Raw genomic sequence first — 23,524 nt, 5'->3', positions numbered from 1 at the left:
CCCCCCGGCCCCCTCGTGGCTGTTGGGCCGACCCGGGTCAGCGCCCCCGCAGGGTCCGGTAGGTGGCGACCAGCGCGGTGGTGGACGGGTCGAGGCCGGGCACCTCGGCGCCCTCGACCAGCGCGGGTTCGATCCGCTTGGCCAGCACCTTGCCCAGCTCGACGCCCCACTGGTCGAAGGAGTCGATGTTCCAGATCGCGCCCTGGACGAACACCTTGTGCTCGTAGAGGGCGATCAGCTGGCCGAGCACCGACGGCGTCAGCTCATTGGCCAGGATCGTGGTCGTCGGGTGGTTGCCCCGGAAGGTCTTGTGCGGGACGAGTTCCTCGGCGACGCCCTCCGCGCGGACCTCCTCCGGGGTCTTGCCGAAGGCCAGCGCCTGCGTCTGGGCGAAGAAGTTGGCCATCAGCAGGTCGTGCTGACCGCCCAGCGCGCCCAGTTCGGCCAGCGGCCGGGCGAAGCCGATGAAGTCGGCGGGGATCAGCTTCGTGCCCTGGTGGAGCAACTGGTAGTACGCGTGCTGCCCGTTGGTGCCGGGCGTGCCCCACACCACCGGGCCGGTCTGCCAGTCGACGGGCTTGCCGTCGCGGTCCACCGACTTGCCGTCGGACTCCATGTCCAGCTGCTGGAGGTAGGCGGTGAACCGGCTCAGGTAGTGGCTGTAGGGCAGCACGGCGTGCGACTGGGCGTCGTGGAAGTTGATGTACCACACGCCCAGCAGCCCGAGCAGCAGCGGTACGTTCCGCTCGGCGGGGGCGGTCCTGAAGTGCTCGTCCACCAGGTGGAATCCGGCGAGCATCTCCCGGAAGGCGCCGGAGCCGATCGCCACCATCAGCGACAGGCCGATCGCGGAGTCGAAGGAGTAGCGGCCGCCGACCCAGTCCCAGAACTCGAACATGTTCTGGGTGTCGATGCCGAACTCGGCGACCTTCTCCGCGTTGGTGGACAGCGCCACGAAGTGCTTGGCCACCGCCTCGTCGCCGGCGCCGAGTTCGCCCAGCAGCCAGTCGCGGGCCGCAGTGGCGTTGGTGATGGTCTCGATGGTGGTGAAGGTCTTGGACGCGATGATGAACAGCGTCTCGGCCGCGTCCAGGTCGCGTACCGCCTCGTGCAGGTCCGCGCCGTCCACGTTGGACACGAAGCGGACGGTGAGGCTGCGGTCGGTGTAGGCGCGCAGCGCCTCGTAGGCCATCGCCGGGCCCAGATCGGAGCCGCCGATACCGATGTTGACGATGTTCTTGATCGGCCGGCCGGTGTGACCGGTCCACTCGCCGGAGCGGACGCGGTCGGTGAACACGGTCATCTTGTAGAGCACCGCGTGCACGCCCTGCACGACGTCCTGCCCGTCCACCTCGACGGTGGCGGACTGCGGTACGCGCAGCGCGGTGTGCAGCACCGCGCGGTTCTCGGTGACATTGATCCGCTCGCCGCGGAACATCGCGTCCCGCAGCTCGAACACCCCGGTCGCCGCCGCGAGTTCGCGCAGCAGCCGCAGTGTCTCGTCGGTGACCAGATGCTTGGAGTAGTCCAGGTGGAGATCGCCGACCTGGAGGGTGTAGCGGGTGCCCCGCTCGGGGTCGCGGTCGAACAGGTCCCGCAGATGCGCGTCCGCCAGCTCGTCGTGGTGCTTGGCGAGCGCGTGCCACTCGGGGCGCTGGTCGAGCCTGCTGGAGGCCTGCGCGTTGGTTTCGGACATCAGTCCACTTCTCCTCGTCCTCGCTGCAGGACCAAACTAATTGATGACGCGGCGGATCGAGATCCGGTGGGCCCGCGCCCGCGCGCGAGTCTTCGGCGCGCGGCCCCCCGGAAGGCCGGGGAAGGCAAAGGGCCGGTCAGAAACCGTTGCGGTGCAGCCGTCCGGCGTAACGCGCCTCCAGTACGGCGTTGCGCTCGTGGCCGCCGGGCAGGTTCGCGGAGATGTACACCGGCGGGTTCGCGCCCTCGGCGGTGAGAAGCCCGACCGCCTCGGCGACGACCATCTGCACCAGCAGCGCCGAGGTGATGGTGGAGACCCCGCACAGCGCGCCGCCGTCCGGCAGCGGGAGGAGGGCGTCACCGGCCGGGGCGCAGTTGTCCAGTACGGCGTCGGCGACGTCGGCGAGGTGCTGCCCGCTGGGGTGCAGGGCGGGCACGGCCCGGGTGTGGGTGAGGGAGGTCAGCGCGATCAGCGGGTGACCGGCCTCCTTGACGTGCAGGGCCATGTCCACGATCGAGTTGTTCACCCCGGAGTTGGAGACGATCAGGAACAGGTCCTGCGGCCGCGGCCCGGCGAGGTCGTAGAGCCTGCGGGCCAGGCCCGGCGCCCGCTCCAGCAGCGGATCGTCCAGGACCGACCGGTCCTCCCCGCCGCGCAGCACCAGATCGGTCAGCCCGATCCGGTTGGTCGGGATCAGCCCGCCGGCCCGCCCCACCAGCTCCAGCACTGTCGCCTGCGAGTGCCCGGTGCCGAATCCGTGGATCACCCCGTCGGCCGCCACGCAGTCCGCCACCAGGCGGCCGGCGGCCCCCACGGCGTCCTTGTTGGCCGCCACCGCCCGCTCCAGCGCCGCCCGCGCCTCGTCGGCGAACGCCGCCCCGCTGATCTGTCCCTCGCCCATGTCCGTGACCCCTTCGTGAAAGTGGTGATCTTCGGCTGACCAAGCCGATTCGACGTCGCCCCGATGAAACAGCGAACCAACCCGGCCGTCAACAGGGGCGCTCCGGACGCCCCGGGGTCACAGCAGGGCGCGGGCCAGGGCGGTGGCGCCGGGGGTGCCGTCGGACACGGGCGTGATCCGGAGGCCGAGGCCGGCGAGCAGCGCGGTGACACGCGGGAGGAGGGGCCCGTCCGGGCCGAGCAGGCCGCCGGTGGTGACCAGGGGCTCGCCGGGTCGCGGGGTGAGGGACCCGACCGCGGCCGACAGCAGGGCCGCCGCACGGTCGAGCAGGCCCTGGGCCACCGCGTCGCCCTCGTCCGCCGCCGCGACGGTCGCCGGGCTGAGGAGTGCCATCCGGGCCGGGGCCTGCGCGTACGCCCGCACCACCAGCCCCTCCGCGAGGCTGTGGCGGTCCTCGAAGCTCCAGTCGGACCGCGGCTGCGGCTCGCCCTCCTGCCCCGGGAAGTAGTGCGCCGTCACACCCGCCACCAGCGACGTCCACGGCCCGCGGCCGTCCAGCGCCTCGAGCGCCGCACGCACCGCGTGGTTGCCGAGCCAGAAGCCGCTGCCCTCGTCGCCGAGCAGCCACCCGTGGCCGTCGGTGACGGCGACCCGGCGGCGGGCGGTCAGGCGGGTGGCGATCGCACCGGTGCCGGCGATCAGCACCAGCCCGTCGGCGGGCGCCCCGGGGGCGGCGGCCAGCGCGACCTCGGTGTCCCCGCCGACCTCCGCCCTGACCCCGGTGATCCCGTTGGCCGCCAGCGCGTCGGTCAGGCAGGACAGCGCGAGCCCGTGCCCGAGTTCGGGGCCGAGCCCGGCGGCCGCGCCGGCGAAACCGCCGAAGGCGGCCACCACCCGGCCGCGGGCGGCGGGCGGCACCGCCGCCGCGATGGCTTCCGTCAGGTGCTCGGTCAGCGCCGCGCGCCCCACGCTGAGCGCGTTGCCGGGCCCGCCGGTCCCCCGGCCGAGCACCGGGCCGCCGGCCTCGGCGCCCTCCAGCCGCGCCCTGCTGCGGGTGCCGCCCGCGTCGATACCGACCACCAGGGGCTGGCTGTAGATTTCATTCATCGACACGCATGGTGGTTGATGGATTCACCCCCGCACAACCCGACGCACCACTCCTGACGGGACGAGTCGTCATGATCACCGCCCTGATCCGCTCCGCACTCCCCGCGATGTCCGGCTCGCTGCGCAAGGTCGGTGAGCTGGTGCTGGCCGATCCCGCCGCGGCCACCCACGGCTCCGCCGCCGAGCTGGGCCGCCGTACCGGCACCTCCCAGGCCACCGTCACCCGCTTCTGCCGGGCGCTGGGCCTGGACTCCTACCAGCAGCTGCTGATCGAGCTGGCCCAGGAGCAGGGCCGCGCGGCGGCCGCCGCACCGCCCAGCGCCGCGCTGGGCCCGCGGATCGGCCCGCAGGACGACCTGGAACACGTCATCGGAGTGGTCGCCGAAGCCGATCTGCGGGCCTTGCGGCACACCGCCGACCAGCTCGACCGGGAAGCGCTGGAGCGGGCCGCACAGGCCCTCGCACAGGCCCGTCGGATCGATGTCTACGGAGTGGGCGGCTCGGGGATCGTCGCCCATGAGACGCAGGCCCGGCTCTTCGGCATCGGCCGCCCCGCGCACGCCTGGACCGAGGTGCACGCCGCCGAGACCTCAGCGGCGCTGCTGACGCCGTCCGACGCGGTGGTGGCGCTGTCCCACTCGGGGACCACCCGGGAGGTGCTGGAGCCGCTGCGGCTGGCCGCCGAGCGCGGCGCGACCACGGTGGCCGTCACCGGCGATCCGCGCTCACCGATCGCCCAGGCCGCCGACATACGGCTGACGTCCTTCTCCGGCGAGACCAGCTTCCGGCGGGGCAACTTCGGCACCCGCCACTCGGTACTGCTGATCGTCGACTGCCTGTACGCGAGAGTCGCCCAGCTCACCTACGAACGGGCGACCGCTTCCCTCGCGCTGACGGCGCACATCGGCGACGGCCACGCCGTCCGCCCGCGCCGCCGGGGGTGAGCCGGGAGTGAGTGCCACCCGACCGGTGCGACCGGTCAGATCTCCCCGCGCAGCTTGGCCAGTGCCTCGGCGAGGATCGCCTCACCGTCGGCGGCCGAACGGCGCTCGCGCACATAGGCCAGGTGCGTCTTGTACGGCTCGGTACGCGGCGGCGCCGGCGGGTTCTCCTCGTCCTGCCCGGCCGGGAATCCGCAGCGGGGGCAGTCCCAGGTCTCCGGGATCTGCGCGTCGCTGGCGAAGCTCGGCTGGGTCTCGTGCCCGTTGGAGCACCAGAAGGAGATGCGCAGCCGCGGCGCGGACTCGCCGCGCTCGGCCTCTCCCATCGGCCCCGCTCCGACCCGACTGCCACGGATCGCGTTGCCACTTGCCACGGTCGTAACTCCCTGCGTGATGGTGCTGCGAGGTCGCCCTGCATTCGGAGACCGATTCACCCGCGCCTGGCGGGAAAGGGCACGGTATCCCAAGACGCGGTTCCATGATAAGTCGCGTCCACGACGGAGCGTCAGTTATCGCCGGATGGGCCGGAATCGAACGCCCGGCACGGTTCGTTCACCGCGCGCACGCCGCGGCGCACCCGGTGAACGTACCGCGCCGGCGGCTCACTTCTGGAGCTTCATCACCAGGCCGAGCGTGACGATGCACGCGAACCACAGCAGGGCGATCACCACGGTGATGCGGTCGAGGTTGCGCTCGGCCACCGAGGAGCCGCCGACGGAGGACTGCATGCCGCCGCCGAACATGTCCGACAGACCGCCGCCCTTCCCCTTGTGCATCAGCACGAGCAGCAGAAGCAGCAGGCTGAAGATGATGAGGGCGATGGAGAACCCGATGACCACGGCTGGACCAACTCTCTCGACTACCTGACGGCACTGAATGACTACGGCACGGGGCCGGAGGGTGCGGGGCCGCACGGTGCTGGCGCACCGGTACGGCCCCGCCAGGGTACTTCACAGTCCCGCGGAGTTCACTGGTCGCGGAAGCGCACGATCTTGACGAACTCCTCGGCGTCCAGACAGGCGCCGCCCACCAGGGCGCCGTCCACATCGGGCTGGCTCATGATCGCGGTCACATTGCCCGATTTGACCGACCCGCCGTACTGGATGCGGACGCCGTCGGCCAGCGCCTGGTCGTACAGCTCGGCCAGCCGGCCGCGGATGGCGGAGCAGACCTCCTGGGCGTCCTCGGGGGTGGCGACCTCGCCGGTGCCGATCGCCCAGACCGGCTCGTAGGCGACGACGATGCTCGCGGCCTGCGCGGCGGGGATGTCCTTCAGGGCGCCGTCGAGCTGCGCGAGGGTGTGCGGGACCTGCTGGCCGGCCTTGCGGACGTCCAGGCCCTCGCCGACGCACAGGATCGGGGTGAGGTCGTGCCGGAAGGCGGCCTTGATCTTGGCATTGACGACCGGTTCGTCCTCGCCGTGGTACTGGCGGCGCTCGGAGTGCCCCACCAGGACGTAGTCGCACTTCAGCTTGGCCAGCATGGCGCCGGAGATCTCACCGGTGTAGGCGCCGGAGTCGTGCTCGGACAGATCCTGGGCGCCGTACTTGAACCTCAGCTTGTCGCCGTCCACCAGGGTCTGCACCGAGCGCAGGTCGGTGAAGGGCGGCAGGACGGCGACCTCGACGGCGTCGTAGTCCTTGTCGTTCAGCGCGAAGGCGAGCTTCTGGACGTGGGCGATGGCCTCGAGGTGGTTGAGGTTCATCTTCCAGTTGCCCGCCATCAGCGGGGTGCGGGTGACCTTGTCGGTCGGCTGCTCGGTCATGATCGTTCAACCCTCCAGGGCGGCGAGGCCGGGGAGTGTCTTGCCCTCCAGGTACTCCAGGCTGGCACCGCCCCCGGTGGAAATATGGCCGAAAGCGTTCTCGTCGAAGCCGAGGATGCGGACCGCCGCGGCCGAGTCGCCGCCGCCGACCACGGTGAACGCCGGGCTGTCGATCAGCGCCTGGGCGACCGCGCGGGTGCCCTCGGCGAAATCGGGGTGCTCGAAGACGCCCATCGGGCCGTTCCAGAAGACGGTGGCCGCGTCCGCCAGCTTGGCGGCGAAGAGCTTGCGGGACTCCGGGCCGATGTCCAGGCCGAGCACGTCCGCGGGGATGGCGTCCACCGCGGCGGTGACCGGGGAGGCGGGGGCCTTGGTTTTCAGGTCGGGGAACGCGGTGTCGCCGATCACGTCGACCGGCAGCACGAACTCCACGCCCTTGGCCTTCGCCCGCTCCAGGTACTCCTTGACCACCGGGATCTGGTCCTCCTGCAGCAGGCTCGCGCCGACCTCGTAGCCCTGGGCCTTGAGGAAGGTGAAGAGCATGCCGCCGCCGACCAGGATGCGGTCGGCCTTCTCCAGCAGGTGGTCGATGACGCCCAGCTTGTCGGAGACCTTGGAGCCGCCGAGCACCACGGCGTACGGGCGCGCGACGTCCTCGGTGAGCTTCTTGAGCACGCCGACCTCGGTGGCGATCAGGCCGCCGGCCGCGTGCGGCAGCCGGGCCGGGAGGTCGTAGACCGAGGCGTGCTTGCGGTGCACCGCGCCGAAGCCGTCGCCCACGTAGATGTCGGCGAGCGCGGCGAGCCGGTCGGCGAAGGCGCCGCGCTCGGTGTCGTCCTTGCTGGTCTCGCCGGCGTTGAAGCGCAGATTCTCCAGCAGCGCGACCTGGCCGTCGCCCAGCTTCTCCACCGTGGTGCGGGCGCTGTCGCCCACGGTGTCGGCGGCGAAGGCCACCTGCCGGTCCGCGCCGAGCAGCTCACCGAGCCGGGCGGCCACCGGGGCGAGGGAGAACTTCGGGTCGGGCTCGCCCTTGGGCCGGCCCAGGTGCGAGGCGACGATCACCTTGGCGCCGGCCTCGGCGAGCTTGGTGATGGTCGGGACGGCGGCGCGGATCCGGCCGTCGTCGGTGATGCGCTCGCCGTCGAGCGGGACATTGAGGTCGGCGCGGACGAACACTCGCTTGCCCGCGACGTGCCCCTCGGCGATCAGGTCGTCGATCGTCTTCATCTGTGGGGTCTCCTGTGAGTACGGGTCTGCACCGCGATGCGGCGGGCGGCCGGACCGGCCCCGGACCCTGCCGGTGGGCGGTCATGCGAACAGGGCCCGGACAGCGCGTCGCCGCGCTTGTCCGGACCCTGTCCCTCACATCGCTGTGCGGTGGCTGATGCGGTGGTTACGCGGTCAGAGCTGGCCGCCGACGAAGACCGTGAGGTCCACCAGACGGTTGGAGTAGCCCCACTCGTTGTCGTACCAGCCGATGACCTTGACGGTCTTGCCGCCCTGGACCATGGTCAGCAGCGAGTCGAAGGTGCAGGACACCGGCGAGTTGACGATGTCCGAGGAGACGATCGGGTCCTCGGTGTACTCCAGCAGACCCTTGAGCTGGCCCTGGGACGCCTTCAGGAACGCCTCGTTGACCTCGTCCTTGGTGACCTCGCGCTCCAGGTCGACCACCAGGTCGGTGACCGAGCCGGTGGGCACCGGGACGCGCATGGCGATGCCGTCCAGCTTGCCGGCCAGCTCGGGGATGACCAGTGCGGTGGCCTTGGCGGCGCCCGTGGTGGTCGGGATGATGTTCTCCGCCGCCGCGCGGGCGCGACGCAGGTCCTTGTGCGGGAAGTCCAGGATGCGCTGGTCGTTGGTGTACGCGTGGATCGTCGTCATCAGGCCCTTGACGATGCCGAAGTTCTCCAGCAGCACCTTCGCCATCGGCGCCACACAGTTCGTGGTGCAGGAGGCGTTGGAGATGATGTGGTGGCTGGCGGGATCGTACTGGTCCTGGTTGACGCCCATCACGATGGTGATGTCCTCGTCGGAGGCGGGCGCCGAGATGATGACCTTCTTGGCACCGCCCGCGATGTGCTTGCCGGCGTCCTTGGCCTTGGTGAAGATGCCGGTGGACTCGATCACCACGTCGACACCCAGCTCGCCCCAGTTGATGGCGGCGGGGTCGCGCTCGGCGAGCACCTTGATGGTCTTGCCGTTGACCGTGATGGTGTCGGCGGTGCTGACCACCTCGGCCTTGAGGCGGCCCAGGATGGTGTCGTACTTCAGCAGGTGCGCCGTGGTCGCGGTGTCACCCAGGTCGTTGACTGCCACGATCTCGATGTCCGCGCCCTGCTCCAGGGCGGCCCGGAAGAAGTTGCGGCCGATGCGGCCAAAGCCGTTGATGCCTACCCGGATCGTCACGAACCGATCTCCTCGCTCATTCGCCGGAGTCCCTCTCCGGCTGCGAAATATGGGATGTCCCCGACCACTGCTGACCTTACCCCGCCGCCGTCTTCCGGATGACACCGGGCGGCTCGCGCCGGGCGGTCCCGCGCCCGCCCGGAACAGACCCTTCGGGCCCCGCAGGGGCGCGGGGAACTGCGCGAGCAGCCAGCCTCCGGCGGGTGGTCCGGATCCGGCAGGGGCTGCCCCTTCGGACGGGTGGCGACCCTCCGGCCGACGCGGGCCGGTCGCGCGGTTCCCCGCGCCCCTCCGGGGCGCCGGCCGGCGCGGACCGGCGGGTCGCCACCGGGCCGAAGGGGCAGTCGCTGTCGTGTCCGGCCCGCCGGCCGGCGGGTGGGCGCTCGCGCGGTTCCCCGCGCCCCCTCCGGCGCCAGCCGGCGCGGACCGGCAAGTCGCCACCGGGCCGAACGGGCAGTCGCTGTCGTGTCCGGACCACCGGCCGGCGGGTGGTCGCTCGCGCGGTTCCCCGCGCCCCTCCGGGGCGCCGTCCGGCGGGCCCGCCGGGGCCCGCCCCCGGAGGCGTCAGCCGACCATTTCGTCGGTGAGGTTCGCCTCCGTGCCGGGCATGCCCAGGTCGGACGCGCGCTTGTCGGCCATCGCCAGCAGCCGGCGGATCCGGCCGGCCACCGCGTCCTTGGTGAGCGGGGGCTCGGCCAGCGAGCCCAGCTCTTCGAGGGACGCCTGCTTGTGGTCCATCCGCAGCCGGCCGGCGGCGGCCAGGTGCTCGGGGACCTCCTCGCCGAGGATCTCCAGCGCGCGCTGCACCCGGGCGCCGGCCGCGACCGCCGCGCGGGCCGACCGGCGCAGGTTGGCGTCGTCGAAGTTGGCCAGCCGGTTGGCGGTGGCCCGCACCTCGCGGCGCATCCGGCGCTCCTCCCAGGCCAGCACCGAGTCATGCGCGCCGAGCCGGGTCAGCAGCGCGCCGATCGCGTCGCCGTCCCGTACCACCACCCGGTCGACATTGCGGACCTCGCGGGCCTTGGCCGGGATCTGGAGCCGGCGGGCGGCGCCGACCAGGGCGAGGGCCGCCTCGGGGCCCGGGCAGGTCACCTCCAGGGAGGAGGAGCGGCCGGGCTCGGTGAGCGAGCCATGGGCGAGGAACGCGCCCCGCCAGGCCGCCTCGGCGTCGCAGGTCGCCCCGGACACCACCTGCGGGGGCAGGCCGCGGATCGGCCGGCCGCGGCCGTCGACCAGCCCGGTCTGCCGGGCCAGCTGATCACCGCCGGCCACCACGCGCACCACATAGCGGCTGCCGCGGCGCAGCCCGCCGGGTGCCATCACCACCAGGTCGGAGGCATGGCCGAAGATCTCCAGGATGTCCTTGCGCAGCCGCCGGGCGGCGATCCCGGTGTCCAGCTCCGCCTCGATCACGATCCGGCCGCTCACCAGGTGCAAGCCGCCCGCGAACCGCAGGATCGACGAGACCTCCGCCTTGCGGCAGCAGGTCCGGGTGACGGGGAGCCGGGAGATCTCATCCTTCACCGCTGCCGTCATCGCCATGGGCCGATCCTTCCACGCATACGAAAAATCCGGTCATACGCGGCGGCCAACAACTCCGGGTCGTGCCGCGGCCCGTCGGGGGCGGCGACCGGGGCCAGCTCAACCGTACCCCCCAATCGCCGCGCCGCCTCGTCGAGGCTGTCGCGGTCGGGTACGGCGGCCTCGTCGGCGAGAACCACGTCGATGGTGAGTTTAGGGGCGTGTCGCCCCAAAACCTCCAAGTGACGCTGCGGAGAAAATCCTTCGGTCTCTCCGGGCTGCGGCGCGAGGTTGAGCGTGAGCACCCGGCGCGCCCTGGTCGTCATCAGCGCGTCGGCCAACTCCGGTACCAGCAGGTGCGGAATGACCGAGGAGAACCACGAACCGGGTCCGAGCACCACCCAGTCGGCGTCCAGCACCGCCTGGACGGCTTCGGGCACCGCCGGCGGGTCGGCCGGCAGCACCATCACCTCCTGCACCTCGCCGGGGGTGAGCGCGACGGTGGCCTGGCCGCGGACGGTGGAGATGTCGTCCGGCCGCAGCGGGTCGTGGCCGCGCACGATGGCGTGCAGATCCAGCGGAACCGCGGACATCGGCAGCACCCGGCCGTGCGCGCCAAGCAGCCGGCCGACCCATTCCAGCGCGGCCACCTCGTCGTTGAGCTGCTCCCACAGGGCGACGATCAGCAGATTGCCCACCGCGTGGCCGTGCAGATCGCCGCCGCTGACGAAACGGTGCTGGACGACCTTGGCCCAGGTCCGGCCCCATTCGTCGTCACCGCAGAGCGCGGCGAGCGCCTTGCGCAGGTCACCGGGCGGCAGCACGCCCATCTCGGCGCGCAGCCGGCCGCTGGAGCCGCCGTCGTCCGCGACGGTGACCACCGCGGTCAGATCGCCGGTGATCCGGCGCAGCGCGGCCAGCGAGGCGGACAGCCCGTGTCCGCCTCCCAGGGCGACCACCTTCGGTGGCACCCCGTGGCGGCGGCCCGTACCTCGGCGCCGCCGCCGGCCTGTCATGATCACTCGCGCCCCATGTCCCTGTGCACGGTCACCGTCTCCACTCCGTCCGCGGCCAGCCGCGCCGCGAGCCGTTCCGACATCGCCACGCTGCGGTGCTTGCCGCCGGTACAGCCGACGGCGATGGTCACATACCGCTTGCCCTCGCGCCGGTAGCCCGCCGCGATGATGTGCAGCAGCTCGGCGTAGCGGTCCAGGAACTCCTTCGCGCCGGGCTGGTTGAACACATACTGCGCCACCTCGTCATTGAGCCCGGTGAAGGGACGCAGCTCGGGGACCCAGTGCGGGTTGGGCAGGAAGCGGCAGTCCACCACCAGGTCGGCGTCGACGGGCAGCCCGTACTTGTATCCGAACGACATCACGGTGGCCCGCAGTTCCGGCTCGCCGTCCCCGGCGAACTGGGCGTCCAGCTTGGCCCGCAGTTCGTGCACATTGAGGCTGGAGGTGTCGATGACCAGGTCGGCGTCGCCGCGCAGCTCCCGGAGCAGGTCGCGCTCGGCCGCGATGCCGTCCACGATCCGGCCGGAGCCCTGGAGCGGGTGCGGGCGGCGGACCGACTCGAAGCGGCGCACCAGGGCGTCCTCGGAGGCTTCCAGGAAGATCACCCGGCGCTTGACGGATCGGGTGGCGAGGTCGGCCAGCGACTCGCGGAGGTTGTCGAAGAACTGCCGGCCGCGGACGTCCACCACCACGGCGATCCGGGCCACGTTTCCCTGCGAGCGGGCGCCGAGGTCGACCATGGTGGGGATCAGGGCCGGCGGCAGGTTGTCGACCACGAACCAGCCGAGGTCCTCCAGGCATTTGGCCGCGGTGCTGCGGCCGGCTCCGGACATGCCTGAGATGATCACCAGTTCGGGGATGGCCTCCGCGGTGTCCGCGGCGTCGGCTTCCTCCGGGGTCCCAGCGGCTCCGCCGCCGGTCACCGGGGTGCCGTCCGGTCCGCCCTGCTGCCCGCCCTGCGCGGGCCGGTCCTGCTGTTCGTCCTGCTCGCTCATGTGCTCTTCCCCCGATGATCGGACGGAACGGGTGCCGGCGGGGCCGGTGTCCCGTCACCTTCTTCGATGATCTCTCCGGTCGCGGTGTTCACCGCGGGTGCGGCCGGGGCCGCGGCTGCCAGGGCGGCGGCGACCGTCTCCGCCGTGCGGCGGCCGATCCCCGGTACCTCGCAGATCTCCTCGACGGTCGCCGAACGCAGCCGCTTCAGCGAGCCGAAGTGCTTGAGCAGCGCCTGCCTGCGGGTCTCGCCCAGGCCCGGCACACTGTCCAGCGCGCCGGCCTTCATCGACTTGGAGCGCTTGGTGCGCTGGTAGTTGATGGCGAAGCGGTGGGCCTCGTCCCGCACCCGCTGGAGCAGATAGAGACCTTCACTCGTACGGGGCAGGATGACCGGGTCGTCGTCGCCCGGCAGCCACACTTCTTCGAGGCGCTTGGCGAGTCCGCAGACCGCCACGTCGTCTATGCCGAGTTCGTCGAGTGCCCGGCGGGCCGCGGCGACCTGCGGCTGGCCGCCGTCGACCACGACGAGCTGCGGGGGGTAGGCGAACTTGCGGGGCCGGCCGGTGTCCGGGTCGATCGGGCCGGAGACGGCCGGACCGGTCTCGTCGCCGCCGGCGCCGTCCCCGATTCCGGCCACGGCGCCGTTCCCGTCACCGTCCTGGTCCTCCCACTCGCTGGTGCGCTGCTTCTCCTGGAGGTAGCGGCGGAAGCGGCGGGAGATCACCTCGTGCATCGAGCGCACGTCGTCCTGCCCGGCGAAGGACTTGATCTGGAAGCGGCGGTACTCGCTCTTACGGGCGAGGCCGTCCTCGAAGACGACCATCGACGCCACCACGTCGTCGCCCTGGAGATGGCTGATGTCGAAGCACTCGATCCGCAGCGGCGCGGTGTCCAGGTCCAGGGCGGTGGCGATCTCCTCCAGGGCGCGGGACCGCGTCGTCAGGTCGGAGGCCCGCTTGGTCTTGTGCAGGGCCAGCGCGTGCACCGCGTTGCGCTGCACGGTGGCCATCAGGTCCTTCTTGTCGCCGCGCTGCGGCACCCGCAGGCTGACATGCGAGCCGCGCCGGTCGCTGAGCCACTGGCCGAGCGCCTCGGACGCCTCGGGCAGCACCGGGACCAGCACTTCCTTCGGTACGCCGCCGCTGCCGCCGGACTGCTCGGCGTCCCCGGACTCGTCCCCGTACAGCTGCTGGAGGGCGAGCTCCACCAGACCCGCGGTGTCCACCGCCTCCACCTTGTCGGTGACCCAGCCGCGCTGGCCGCGCACCCGGCCGCCGCGGACGTGGAAGATCTGCACGGCGGCTTCGAGTTCGTCCTCGGCGACGGCGATCAGGTCGGCGTCGGTGGCGTCGGCGAGCACCACCGCGTTCTTCTCCATGGCGCGGCGCAGCGCCTCGATGTCGTCACGCAGCCGGGCCGCCTGCTCGTACTCCATCGCGGCGGCGGCGTCCTTCATCCCCTGCTCCAGGCGGCGCAGATAGGTGCCGGTGTGGCCGGCCATGAAGTCGCTGAACTCCTCGGCGAGTTCACGGTGCTCTTCCGGGGTGACCCGGCCGACGCAGGGGGCCGAGCACTTGTCGATGTAGCCGAGCAGGCAGGGGCGGCCGATCTGGGCCGAGCGCTTGAACACACCGGCGGAGCAGGTGCGTACCGGGAAGACCCGCAGCAGCAGATCGACGGTCTCGCGGATCGCCCAGGCGTGGGCGTACGGCCCGAAGTAGCGCACACCCTTGCGCTTGGGGCCGCGCATCACCTGGACCCGGGGGAACTGCTCGTTCATGGTGACGGCCAGCGACGGATAGCTCTTGTCGTCGCGGTACTTGACGTTGAACCGCGGGTCGTACTCCTTGATCCAGGAGTATTCGAGCTGCAGCGCCTCCACCTCGGTGGAGACCACCGTCCACTCCACGGAGGCGGCCGTGGTGACCATGGTGGCGGTGCGGTGGTGCAGATTGGTGATGTCCTGGAAGTACGAGGACAGCCGCTGCCGCAGGCTCTTCGCCTTGCCGACATAGATCACCCGGCGGTGCTCGTCCCGGAACCTGTAGACCCCGGGAGAGTCGGGGATCTGGCCCGGCTTCGGTCGGTAGCTGTTGGGGTCTGCCATGGTTCCCACCCTACTGGCGGCGTGTGACAAGGACGTGGCCCCACGGCGGCCCGGGAGCGGTCAGCTGGCGGGACCCGCGGTGAGCTTCCCGCCGGTCTGCCGGACGGGGACGGCGGGCAGCGGCCGGGTGGCCGGGCCCTGGACGACCGCGCCGGTCACCGCGTCGAACTGGCTGCCGTGGCAGGGGCAGGAGATGGTGGTGCCCTGCACCGAGTCGACCACGCAGCCCTGGTGGGTGCAGACCGCGCTGAACGCCTTGAAGGTGCCCTGCTTCGGCTGCGAGACCACCACCTTGTCGTTCCGGTAGAGCTTGGCGCCGCCCACCGGGACCTCGGTGGCGGCGCCGAGGTCCACCGGCTTTGTGGGGCCGGCCGCCGAGCCGTGCTTGCCGCCGCAGCCGGCCAGTCCGAGCCCGACCGCGCCGGCGGCTCCGGCCATCGCCGCGCCGCGCAGCACCGTCCGGCGCGTCGCCGAGACATGCCGCCCGGCGGCGCCGGCCGCGCCGCCGCCCACCGTGTCGGTCGGCGGTTCGGCGCGGGGGGCGGTACGGGGCGCGGTGCTCGGTTCGGGGGCCGATTCGATGGCCGGTTCGGCGGACATGCGTGCTCCAGTGGTGCGGGTGGATCGGGACGTATGAGCAGATCGTGCGACCCGTAACCCTACGTCCCGAACTTTTCCGCCTCTGCGGCGGCCTACGCCTTGCTGGCGGCCCGCTTGCGGGGAGCCGCCTTCTTGGCCGGGGCCTTGGCACCGGCCCGCTTGCGCGGCGACGGCACCCCCGCGTCGCTGATCGCCTCCGGCCGCAGCACCTCCCGCAGGAACTTGCCGGTGTGGCTGGCCGGGACGCCGGCGATCTGCTCCGGGGTGCCCTCGGCGACGACCAGACCGCCGCCGTTGCCACCCTCGGGGCCCATGTCGATCACCCAGTCCGCGGTCTTGACCACGTCCAGGTTGTGCTCGATGACGATCACCGTGTTGCCCTTCTCGACCAGCCCGGACAGCACCTTGATCAGCTTGCTGATGTCCTCGAAGTGCAGCCCGGTGGTCGGCTCGTCCAGCACATAGACGGTCCGGCCGGTGGAGCGCTTCTGCAGCTCGGAGGCGAGCTTGACGCGCTGCGCCTCGCCGCCGGACAGCGTCGGCGCGGACTGGCCCAGCCGGACGTACCCCAGGCCGACCTCGTCCAGGGTGCGCAGGTGCCGGGCGATGTTGGGCACCGCCTCGAAGAAGTCCAGCGCCTCCTCGATCGGCATGTCCAGCACCTCGGCGATGGACTTGCCCTTGTAGTGCACCTCCAGGGTCTCCCGGTTGTACCGGGCACCGTGGCAGACCTCGCACGGGACGTAGACGTCCGGCAGGAAGTTCATCTCGATCTTGATCGTGCCGTCGCCCGCGCAGTTCTCACAGCGGCCGCCCTTGACGTTGAAGGAGAACCGGCCCGGCAGATAGCCGCGGACCTTGGCCTCCATGGTCTCGGCGAAGAGCTTGCGGACGTTGTCGAAGACACCGGTGTACGTGGCCGGGTTGGAGCGCGGGGTACGGCCGATCGGCGACTGGTCGACGTGCACCACCTTGTCCACCAGGTCGTCGCCGTCCACCCGGGTGTGGCGGCCGGGGACGCTGCGCGCGCCGTTCAGCTCGCGGGCCAGGTGGGTGTACAGGATGTCGTTGACCAGCGTGGACTTGCCCGATCCGGACACCCCGGTGACGGCGGTGAAGACGCCCAGCGGGAAGGACACGTCGATGTCCTGCAGATTGTGCTCCCGCGCGCCGTGCACGGTCAGCTGCCGCCCGGGGTCGATGGGCCGCCGCACCTCGGGGGTGGGGATGAACCGCTTGCCGGACAGATACTGGCCGGTCAGCGACTCGTCATTGCTCAGCAGCTCCTTGAGCGAGCCGGAGTGCACCACATTGCCGCCGTGCTCGCCGGCGCCGGGGCCGATGTCCACCACCCAGTCGGCGGTCTTGATGGTGTCCTCGTCGTGCTCGACCACGATCAGGGTGTTGCCGAGGTCGCGCAGCCGTACCAGCGTCTCGATCAGCCGGTGGTTGTCGCGCTGGTGCAGGCCGATGGACGGCTCGTCCAGCACGTAGAGCACGCCGACCAGGCCGGAGCCGATCTGGGTGGCCAGCCGGATGCGCTGGGCCTCGCCGCCGGACAGGGTGCCCGCGGCGCGGTTGAGCGAGAGGTAGTCCAGGCCGACGTCGACCAGGAACCTCAGCCGCTCGTTGACCTCCTTGAGCACGCGCTCGGCGATCTTCTTGTCCCGCGCGTTCAGCTTCATGGCGCCCAGGAACTCGGCGCAGTCGCTGATCGACATCGCCGAGATGTCGGCGATCGACCGGTCCTGCACGGTGACGGCCAGCACGATCGGCTTGAGCCGCTTGCCGTGGCAGGTCGGGCAGGGCACCTCCCGCATGTACCCCTCGAAGCGCTCCCGGCTGGAGTCGCTCTCCGCGTCCTGGTGCCGGCGCTTGACGAACGGGATGGCGCCCTCGAACTGCGCGTTGTAGGCGCGCTCCCGGCCGTACCGGGTCTTGTAGGCGATCCGCACCTCGGACTTGTTGCCGTAGAGCAGCGCCTTCTTGGCCCGGGCCGGCAGCCCGGCGTACGGGATGTCGGTGCGGAAGCCCAGCTCGGCGGCCAGGCCCTGGACCAGCCGGTCGAAGTAGCTCTTGGTCATCCCACCGGTCCAGGGCGCGATCGCGCCCTCTTCCAGCGACTTGTCCGGGTCCGGGACGACCAGCTCGGGGTCGACTTCCATCCGGGAGCCGATGCCGGTGCAGTCCGGGCAGGCGCCGAACGGCGAGTTGAAGGAGAAGGAGCGCGGCTCCAGCTCCTCGAAGGACAGGTCGTCGTACGGGCAGTAGAGGTGCTCGGAGAACATCCGCTCACGCTGCGGGTCGTCCTCCGGCAGGTCCACGAAGTCCAGGATGACCATGCCGCCGGACAGGCCGAGGGCGGTCTCCACCGAGTCGGTGAGGCGCCGCTTGGCCGAGTCCTTGACGGTGAGGCGGTCGATGACCACCTCGATGGTGTGCTTCTCCTGCTTCTTGAGCTTGGGCGGGTCGGTGAGCTGGACGGTGACGCCGTCCACCCGGGCCCGGCTGTAGCCCTTGGTCTGCAGATCGGCGAAGAGGTCGACGAACTCGCCCTTGCGCTCGCGCGCCAGCGGGGCGAGCACCTGGAAGCGGCTGCCCTCCTCCAGCTCCAGCACCCGGTCCACGATGGCCTGCGGGGACTGCCGCGCGATGGGGCGGCCGCACTGCGGGCAGTGCGGCTTGCCGATCCGGGCGAAGAGCAGCCGCAGATAGTCGTAGACCTCGGTGATGGTGCCGACGGTGGAGCGGGGGTTGCGCGAGGTGGACTTCTGGTCGATGGAGACGGCCGGCGACAGGCCCTCGATGAAGTCGACGTCCGGCTTGTCCATCTGGCCGAGGAACTGCCGTGCGTACGAGGACAGCGACTCCACGTAGCGGCGCTGGCCCTCGGCGAAGATGGTGTCGAACGCGAGCGAGGACTTGCCCGATCCGGACAGGCCGGTGAACACGATGAGTGAGTCCCGGGGCAGGTCCAGCGAGACATTCCTCAGGTTGTGCTCGCGAGCACCACGGATGGTGAGTCGGTCGGCCACGCCAGTGCGCACCTTTCGTAGGAGGGGGGATTTGTCGGCACCCCACAGTCAGCCTAAACGGGTCGCGCTCGGCATTTCTTCCTGTTGCCTTGTTGGTCTTGCTCGGCGACAGGAACGAGCGTATAGCACGTGCATTCGATTCCAGCACCGGTGCCGCCGGTTTCACCCGATCGTGTGGCCCTCCGGATCGCCCGGCAGAGCCCGGCACTAGGGTGGCGCCCATGGCTTACACGGGAGAGGTCACCGTCGGGGGTACGCCCGACGTGCACGAGCTGAGGGACCTGATCATCACCAAGGTCGCCGTCGGCCCCATGAGCAACAACGCTTACGTACTGCGTTGCCGTGCCACCGGTGAGCAGCTGCTGATCGACGCGGCGGCCGAGCCCGGGATCCTGATGGAGACGATCGGCGAGGACGGCCTCAGCGGCGTTGTCACCACCCACCAGCACGGTGACCACTGGCAGGCGCTGGAGGCCGTGGTGGCCGCCACCGGCGCCCGCACCTACGCCGGTGTCGAGGACGCCCCCGGCATCCCCGTCCCCACCGACACCCCGGTGCACGACGGCGACGTGATCATGCTCGGCCGGATCTCGCTCACCGCCCGCCGGCTCGTGGGCCACACCCCGGGCAGCATCGCGCTGATCTACGACGACCCTCACGGCCACCCGCACGCCTTCACCGGCGACTGCCTCTTCCCCGGCGGCGTCGGCAACACCCACAGCGACCCGGCGGCCTTCGCCTCGCTGCTCGGGGACGTCACCGCCAAGCTCTTCGCCACGCTCCCGGACGAGACCTGGGTCTACCCGGGCCATGGCAACGACACGACGCTGGGCACCGAGCGCCCGCACCTCGCGGAGTGGCGCGAGCGCGGCTGGTAGGCCCCGGGGGCACTGGCCGGCTTCGCAGCGGACCCGCCTTCGGATCAGCCTTCGGACCGGGCCCCGGACCGGACCTCGGATCAGCCCTCGCCGCGCATCCGCATGCCGACCTCGCCCTGGTCGGTCTCCCACCAGGGTCGGGTCCGCTCCGGGACGTCGGCGGCGGCCGGGGCCGGCGCCGAGGGCACATCGGCCGAGGGAGCCGCTGCGGCCGGGACCGGTGCCTGCCTCTTCGCGGCGACCGAGGCCCGGGCCTGGGCGGCCACGGCCTCACGGTCCAGCCGGGCGTCCAGCGCCACGGTCCTCTCCCGTTCCGCCCGCCACCATTCCAGGAAGACCACCAGCAGGAACGGCAGGGCGACGAGTTCCGCGAGGGTGACCATCAGACCACCGCCGAGCATCTGGTCGTACTGGACCGAAGGGCCCCAGCTACGGGGATGGGTCGCGTACCAGTGCCCCGCCACCGTCGTACCGCTGGTCATGACGACGATGCCGGGTACCGAGTCGAACAGGCCGTCGAAGAAGACCAGCGCGGCGCGTACCGGGTAGTTGCACCAGCGCGGCAGCAGCTCCTGCCGGCTGAGCATGGGCAGCACGAACAGACTGCCGGTGAGCAGCAGCTGAAGGTGCATCAGCTGGAGCACCAGCGGATCGCCGAGCGAGGTGGCGAAGTACGGCGTGAAGTAGATGCTCAGCTCGGAGACCAGGACCAGCACCGAGCTGACCAGCGGATACGTCAGCACCCTGGCCGGCCGGGAGGCGAACGCCCGGCGCAGGCGGCCGGTGGGCGAGGCCAGCGCCAGCGGGTCGCCGAGGGCCAGGCCGAGCGGGACGAACAGGTCGAGCAGGATGTTCTGTACGGCGGCCGGCCAGAACAGCACCCGGTTGTAGACCGCCAGCGCGGACATGGTGGCGAACACCAGGGTGCCCAGCCCCAGGACGAAGAAGCAGGCGCCGCGCCACAGCGGCCACGGCTCCCCCGCGCGCAGCCGGCGGCGTACCCCGTAGGCGTAGACCGCCGCCAGCAGCAGGACGGCGACGAGGACGAAGCCGTCCAGCCGCCAGGAGTCGACGAACCGGGTTACGGTCAGCTCGGGGAGAGCCTGGGTGCCCGCCACATCGGCGCCTTTCCACGTGAACCGTCCGCCCCCGCCGCCCTATGGGCGCGGGGACCCCAACCGGGGCCACGGTAGACCCTGAACGGGACCGGTTCCCGCCCAGGGTCGGGCGCGGGTCAGACGTTGACGCTCGGTTTGTCGGCCGCCACCTCGGCCGCGGCCTGCTTGCGGGCGGCGATCAGACTGGTCACGGTCGTCACCGCGAGGACCAGCACGATCACCCCCAGGGAGACCGGGATGGAGATCTCCGGGACGTGCGCACCGGTCTCGTGCAGCGCGTGCAGCACGAGCTTCACACCGATGAAGCCGAGGATCACCGACAGCCCGTACGACAGGTGCACCAGCTTCTTCAGCAGCCCGCCGATCAGGAAGTAGAGCTGCCGCAGACCCATCAGCGCGAAGGCGTTGGCGGTGAAGACGATGTACGGGTCCTGGGTGAGTCCGAAGATCGCCGGGATCGAGTCAAGGGCGAAGAGCACATCGGTGGTGCCGATGGCGAGCATCACCACGAGCATCGGCGTCATCAGCCGCCTGCCGTTCTCGGTGACGAACAGCAGCGTGCCGTGGTAGCGGTCGGTGGACGGGATCCGCTTCTCGACCGCCTTCAGCAGGCGGTTCTCCTCGAACTCTTCCTCCGCCTCGTCCGAGCGGGCCTCCTTGATCAGCTTCCAGGCCGTCCAGATCAGGAAGGCGCCGAAGATGAAGAAGACCCAGGAGAAGCTGGCGATGACGGTCGCGCCGGCCGCGATGAACACGGTCCGCAGCGCCAGTGCGATCAGCACACCGACCAGCAGCACGCGCTGCTGGTACTGGGACGGGACCGCGAACTTCCCCATGATCAGCACGAAGACGAAGAGGTTGTCGACGCTGAGCGACTTCTCGGTGATGTAGCCGGCGAAGAACTCACCGGCCGGCTGACCGCCGCCGAACAGCAGCAGACCGACACCGAAGAGCCCGGCCAGGGCCACCCACACCGCCGTCCATATTCCGGCCTCGCGCAGCGAAACGTCGTGCGGGGTACGGCCGATGAGGAAGTCGGCGGCGATGAGGGCACCCAGTCCCGCGATCGTCAGGGCCCAAAGGGTGAGGGAGACGTCCACTGCTTCCTCCGGTGATTCGTCGGTCCTCAAAAGGTACACGAATTACCAAGGAAGAGTAAAATTCTCTCCAAGTCCGCTGGCCAGAGCCTCTTTACCTGCTTGACGAACCAGCGGATCAGCGGATCAGCAAATGAGCGGACCGGTGGATCAGCGAACCGCCGGGCCGGCGCTCAGGGCCCGAACGCCGGTCGCGCCGCAGCGAGTTGGCGCAGCACCCGGGTGAGCACCTGGCTGTCCGGCGGCACCATGGCCGGTTCGTACGTCCAGGCGTGTCCGACCCACGGGTCGGCGAGGTGGTCGCTGGGCAGCGGGGTCAGCCGCAGCAGCGAGCGCCACAGCGGGTCGAGCACCGGTCCGTACTCGTCGGCGTCCTCCCGGTCGGCGACCAGCAGCAGATGCACCCCGACCCCGGGCCCCTCGTCGGCGAGATAACGCAGCCGGGTCAGCGCCCGGTCGTCGAACCCGTAGGGGAACTCATTGACGATCAGCAGCTGTTCGGCCGGGTCGAAGCCGGGCGGCAGCGCGTCCGGCGCCCCACCGCGCATGGCCATCTGCAGCAGGTCGACCCGTTCGGTGAGCCGGGCCAGCGTCTCGTTGACGCCGGCGGCGCCGGCCGCGGGCGGCGGCAGTACGAGGGCGTGGCTGGTGCTGAGCGGGGCGAGCGGAGCGCTTCCCGAGCCTGCCGGGTCCAGGGCATGCACCGCGAAGCAGCCGACCGGATAGGAGGCGAGCAGCCGGGCGGCCACCGCGACGGCCGTCTCCATGGCCAGCGCGTGGTTGTCCGCGCTGTCGATCCACAGGCCGCGCTCCAGCGGGAGCCGGGCGAGCAGCGGGATCCGCAGCTCTGGCGCCTCGGGCAGGGTGAGGCTGCCCAGCCGGACCGCCATCGGCGGCTCGGCGGGGACCTGGTAGGCGTGCCAGACCGGATTCTCCCAGCCGGCGAAGGGCGGCGGCAGCGCGGGCTCGACCACCTCGGCCTCGGCGGCCAGCTGGGCGAGGTCCCGGTCGAGCACCGCCCTGGCCCGGTCGACCAGGGCGGCCTGCCGGAGCTCGGCCTCGTCCCGGGCGCTCTCCGCGGCCGGGCCGCCGCGGGTGCGCGGGTCGGCGAGCAGCCGGTCCAGCTCCTGGTCGTAACGGGACTGGGCGAAGTCCGCGGCGCTGCGGTAGGCGGCCACGCTCCGGGCCAGATCCTCGAACATGCTCCAGATCTGGTTGTGCAGCCGCTCGTCCATCGTCCAGCCGGAGGCGTCCCCGGCGACCGGGGCGGGCGGGCCGCCGCCGCCGTCCTCCTGGCCGGCCGGTGATCCGGCGGCGGCCTCGGGGGGCGGCGGGGCCTGCGGGGGTAACGCGGCGGACGGCCGGGGCTGGTGGCGGCCCCCGGCCGGGGTGGGGGCGGGGGCAGCGGTCGACGGGGTGGTGGGCAGGGGCGGCTCGGCGGCGCCGCGCCGCCGCGGGTGGCGGTAGTCGACGCCGGTGGCGCCGGCGGCGCCGCTCGCGGCGGACGAAGCGGCTGCCGGGTCCGGGGCTCCTTCGGAGGCGCCGCCGGTCCGGCCGGCGACGGTCGGCGGGCCGGACGCAGCCGAGGGCGCCGGGGCCGCGGCGGCCCCGGCGGAGGTGTCGCGGTCGGGCGGCGGCGCCGGACGGGACTGCTCCCGCCCGGCCGCCGCCTGGACCTCGCCGGCCACCGCGACCGCGTCCGGCACGCCCTGGTCGAGCAGCAGCGCGGCCAGTCCCTCGGCGTACCCCTGGCCGACCGCGCGGACCTTCCAGCCGTCCCCCCGCCGGTACAGCTCCAGGGCGAGCAGGGCCGTCTCGGCGCCTAGTCCGGTGATGGTGAAGCCGGTGACCGGGGCGCCGTCGGACGTGGTGACGGTCAGGTGCGGGGCGGGGGCGGCGCCGAAGTCCGCGGGGGCTCCGGGCCGCGCGGTGGGCAGCACCAGCAGCACATGCACCCGGTGCGCTTCCGGCGGCAGGGCGCCGAGGTCCAGCGCGAGCCGGTGGTCGGCGGCGGCCCGCCGGGGCACTTCGACCCCGGGGAGCCGGGGTCTGCCGGGATGGGCGAGCCAGCCGCTCGCCGAATCCGGCGGGGAGCCGGCCGCCTCCGGCTTCGCCGCGCCCTCCGGATCCCCGATGACGCGGCCCCGCTCGTCCCCGAGGGTGACCGCGGCCACCACCGGGGTGCCCGCCGACACCCGGATCTCCAACCGGTTGCCGGGCAGCGGATGGTTCTGCCCGCGGACCAGTTCGGCAGTCATGTCCGCCGCCCCCGTTCCCGTTTTCGTCTTCTCTTGTGTCTTTTGTCGCGTCTTCAGTCGCGTCTCTGCCGCGTCTTTT

At 71.7% G+C, this 23,524-nt stretch carries 19 protein-coding genes; 2 read left to right on the top strand and 17 right to left on the bottom strand.

Going from position 1 to position 23,524, the window contains the following annotated elements; genetic code table 11:
* Positions 1 to 37: 37 nt before the first annotated feature.
* The 3 genes from pgi to ACFO3J_RS03055 all read right to left on the bottom strand — a co-directional run bounded on the left by pgi (position 38) and on the right by ACFO3J_RS03055 (position 3,704).
* Positions 38 to 1,696 carry a glucose-6-phosphate isomerase gene (gene pgi, locus ACFO3J_RS03065; protein ID WP_386425854.1) on the bottom strand — a complete coding sequence of 553 codons (1,659 nt, stop codon included), beginning with the start codon at positions 1,694 to 1,696 and terminating at the stop codon, positions 38 to 40.
* Between the two features lie 136 nt (positions 1,697 to 1,832).
* The gene (locus ACFO3J_RS03060) at positions 1,833 to 2,597 is read right to left on the bottom strand and encodes a sugar isomerase domain-containing protein (RefSeq protein ID WP_386425852.1); all 765 of its coding nucleotides are present in this window, start codon (positions 2,595 to 2,597) and stop codon (positions 1,833 to 1,835) included.
* Between the two features lie 117 nt (positions 2,598 to 2,714).
* On the bottom strand, positions 2,715 to 3,704 hold the full coding sequence (locus ACFO3J_RS03055) for an N-acetylglucosamine kinase (protein ID WP_386425850.1): 990 nt from the start codon (positions 3,702 to 3,704) through the stop codon (positions 2,715 to 2,717).
* Between the two features lie 71 nt (positions 3,705 to 3,775).
* Between ACFO3J_RS03055 and ACFO3J_RS03050 the strand changes: the two genes are divergently transcribed.
* On the top strand, positions 3,776 to 4,648 hold the full coding sequence (locus ACFO3J_RS03050) for a MurR/RpiR family transcriptional regulator (protein WP_386425849.1): 873 nt from the start codon (positions 3,776 to 3,778) through the stop codon (positions 4,646 to 4,648).
* A gap of 35 nt (positions 4,649 to 4,683) precedes the next feature.
* On the opposite strand, the gene ACFO3J_RS03045 is transcribed toward ACFO3J_RS03050, so the two are convergent.
* The 11 genes from ACFO3J_RS03045 to uvrA form a co-directional block, all read right to left on the bottom strand.
* Entirely contained in the window at positions 4,684 to 5,019 is a 336-nt protein-coding gene (locus tag ACFO3J_RS03045; protein WP_073497103.1) for an RNA polymerase-binding protein RbpA, read from the bottom strand.
* A gap of 228 nt (positions 5,020 to 5,247) precedes the next feature.
* The gene (secG, locus tag ACFO3J_RS03040) at positions 5,248 to 5,484 is read right to left on the bottom strand and encodes a preprotein translocase subunit SecG (RefSeq protein ID WP_386425847.1); all 237 of its coding nucleotides are present in this window, start codon (positions 5,482 to 5,484) and stop codon (positions 5,248 to 5,250) included.
* A gap of 128 nt (positions 5,485 to 5,612) precedes the next feature.
* A complete protein-coding gene (gene tpiA, locus ACFO3J_RS03035; protein ID WP_386425846.1) occupies positions 5,613 to 6,410 on the bottom strand; it encodes a triose-phosphate isomerase in 798 nt (265 codons plus the stop codon).
* Positions 6,411 to 6,416: 6 nt separating this feature from the next.
* Complete coding sequence (locus ACFO3J_RS03030; RefSeq protein ID WP_386425844.1) at positions 6,417 to 7,637, bottom strand: phosphoglycerate kinase; 1,221 nt, start codon at positions 7,635 to 7,637, stop codon at positions 6,417 to 6,419.
* 174 nt (positions 7,638 to 7,811) lie between these two features.
* A complete protein-coding gene (gap, locus tag ACFO3J_RS03025) occupies positions 7,812 to 8,819 on the bottom strand; it encodes a type I glyceraldehyde-3-phosphate dehydrogenase (RefSeq protein ID WP_386425842.1) in 1,008 nt (335 codons plus the stop codon).
* Positions 8,820 to 9,383: 564 nt separating this feature from the next.
* Positions 9,384 to 10,361 carry a DNA-binding protein WhiA gene (gene whiA / locus ACFO3J_RS03020; protein ID WP_386425841.1) on the bottom strand — a complete coding sequence of 326 codons (978 nt, stop codon included), beginning with the start codon at positions 10,359 to 10,361 and terminating at the stop codon, positions 9,384 to 9,386.
* The gene (locus tag ACFO3J_RS03015) at positions 10,352 to 11,356 is read right to left on the bottom strand and encodes a gluconeogenesis factor YvcK family protein (protein ID WP_386425839.1); all 1,005 of its coding nucleotides are present in this window, start codon (positions 11,354 to 11,356) and stop codon (positions 10,352 to 10,354) included. Before ACFO3J_RS03015 ends, whiA begins: the two co-directional genes overlap by 10 nt.
* Before the next feature lie 2 nt (positions 11,357 to 11,358).
* Entirely contained in the window at positions 11,359 to 12,351 is a 993-nt protein-coding gene (gene rapZ / locus ACFO3J_RS03010) for an RNase adapter RapZ (protein WP_386425838.1), read from the bottom strand.
* Entirely contained in the window at positions 12,348 to 14,459 is a 2,112-nt protein-coding gene (uvrC, locus tag ACFO3J_RS03005) for an excinuclease ABC subunit UvrC (RefSeq protein ID WP_386425836.1), read from the bottom strand. Before uvrC ends, rapZ begins: the two co-directional genes overlap by 4 nt.
* 60 nt (positions 14,460 to 14,519) lie before the next feature.
* Positions 14,520 to 14,897, bottom strand: coding sequence for a Rieske (2Fe-2S) protein (locus tag ACFO3J_RS03000; RefSeq protein WP_386426036.1), 378 nt, complete (start codon positions 14,895 to 14,897; stop codon positions 14,520 to 14,522).
* Between the two features lie 254 nt (positions 14,898 to 15,151).
* Positions 15,152 to 18,094, bottom strand: coding sequence for an excinuclease ABC subunit UvrA (gene uvrA, locus ACFO3J_RS02995; RefSeq protein WP_386425834.1), 2,943 nt, complete (start codon positions 18,092 to 18,094; stop codon positions 15,152 to 15,154).
* A gap of 221 nt (positions 18,095 to 18,315) precedes the next feature.
* Between uvrA and ACFO3J_RS02990 the strand changes: the two genes are divergently transcribed.
* Positions 18,316 to 18,972 (top strand): MBL fold metallo-hydrolase, encoded by a 657-nt coding sequence (locus tag ACFO3J_RS02990; protein WP_386425833.1) that lies wholly within the window; start codon positions 18,316 to 18,318, stop codon positions 18,970 to 18,972.
* An 80-nt stretch (positions 18,973 to 19,052) separates the two neighbouring features.
* Here ACFO3J_RS02990 and ACFO3J_RS02985 read toward each other — a convergent pair whose 3' ends face one another.
* The 3 genes from ACFO3J_RS02985 to ACFO3J_RS02975 all read right to left on the bottom strand — a co-directional run bounded on the left by ACFO3J_RS02985 (position 19,053) and on the right by ACFO3J_RS02975 (position 23,445).
* Complete coding sequence (locus ACFO3J_RS02985; RefSeq protein ID WP_386425831.1) at positions 19,053 to 20,090, bottom strand: cytochrome c oxidase assembly protein; 1,038 nt, start codon at positions 20,088 to 20,090, stop codon at positions 19,053 to 19,055.
* A gap of 116 nt (positions 20,091 to 20,206) precedes the next feature.
* Positions 20,207 to 21,190: a TerC family protein gene (locus ACFO3J_RS02980; protein WP_386425829.1), complete on the bottom strand. Its 984-nt coding sequence runs from the start codon at positions 21,188 to 21,190 to the stop codon at positions 20,207 to 20,209.
* 170 nt (positions 21,191 to 21,360) lie between these two features.
* Positions 21,361 to 23,445, bottom strand: coding sequence for a TerD family protein (locus ACFO3J_RS02975; protein WP_386425827.1), 2,085 nt, complete (start codon positions 23,443 to 23,445; stop codon positions 21,361 to 21,363).
* Positions 23,446 to 23,524 lie beyond the last annotated feature (79 nt).

The organism is Streptomyces polygonati, from assembly GCF_042650325.1.
Taxonomy (GTDB): Bacteria; Actinomycetota; Actinomycetes; order Streptomycetales; family Streptomycetaceae; genus Actinacidiphila; species Actinacidiphila polygonati.
The sequence above is the reverse complement of the archived record's forward strand: the minus strand, read 5'-3'. Positions and strand labels throughout refer to the sequence as shown.

Excerpts from the sequence above, each read along its gene's own strand:
- tpiA (WP_386425846.1), bottom strand. The coding sequence starts at position 6,410 with ATGACCGAGCAGCCGACCGACAAGGTCACCCGCACCCCGCTGATGGCG.
- ACFO3J_RS02990 (WP_386425833.1), top strand. The coding sequence starts at position 18,316 with ATGGCTTACACGGGAGAGGTCACCGTCGGGGGTACGCCCGACGTGCAC.
- ACFO3J_RS03050 (WP_386425849.1), top strand. The coding sequence starts at position 3,776 with ATGATCACCGCCCTGATCCGCTCCGCACTCCCCGCGATGTCCGGCTCG.
- ACFO3J_RS03015 (WP_386425839.1), bottom strand. The coding sequence starts at position 11,356 with ATGACAGGCCGGCGGCGGCGCCGAGGTACGGGCCGCCGCCACGGGGTG.
- rapZ (WP_386425838.1), bottom strand. The coding sequence starts at position 12,351 with ATGAGCGAGCAGGACGAACAGCAGGACCGGCCCGCGCAGGGCGGGCAG.
- ACFO3J_RS03060 (WP_386425852.1), bottom strand. The coding sequence starts at position 2,597 with ATGGGCGAGGGACAGATCAGCGGGGCGGCGTTCGCCGACGAGGCGCGG.
- ACFO3J_RS02975 (WP_386425827.1), bottom strand. The coding sequence starts at position 23,445 with ATGACTGCCGAACTGGTCCGCGGGCAGAACCATCCGCTGCCCGGCAAC.
- ACFO3J_RS03030 (WP_386425844.1), bottom strand. The coding sequence starts at position 7,637 with ATGAAGACGATCGACGACCTGATCGCCGAGGGGCACGTCGCGGGCAAG.
- uvrC (WP_386425836.1), bottom strand. The coding sequence starts at position 14,459 with ATGGCAGACCCCAACAGCTACCGACCGAAGCCGGGCCAGATCCCCGAC.
- ACFO3J_RS03000 (WP_386426036.1), bottom strand. The coding sequence starts at position 14,897 with ATGGCCGGAGCCGCCGGCGCGGTCGGGCTCGGACTGGCCGGCTGCGGC.
- whiA (WP_386425841.1), bottom strand. The coding sequence starts at position 10,361 with ATGGCGATGACGGCAGCGGTGAAGGATGAGATCTCCCGGCTCCCCGTC.
- ACFO3J_RS03055 (WP_386425850.1), bottom strand. The coding sequence starts at position 3,704 with ATGAATGAAATCTACAGCCAGCCCCTGGTGGTCGGTATCGACGCGGGC.
- pgi (WP_386425854.1), bottom strand. The coding sequence starts at position 1,696 with ATGTCCGAAACCAACGCGCAGGCCTCCAGCAGGCTCGACCAGCGCCCC.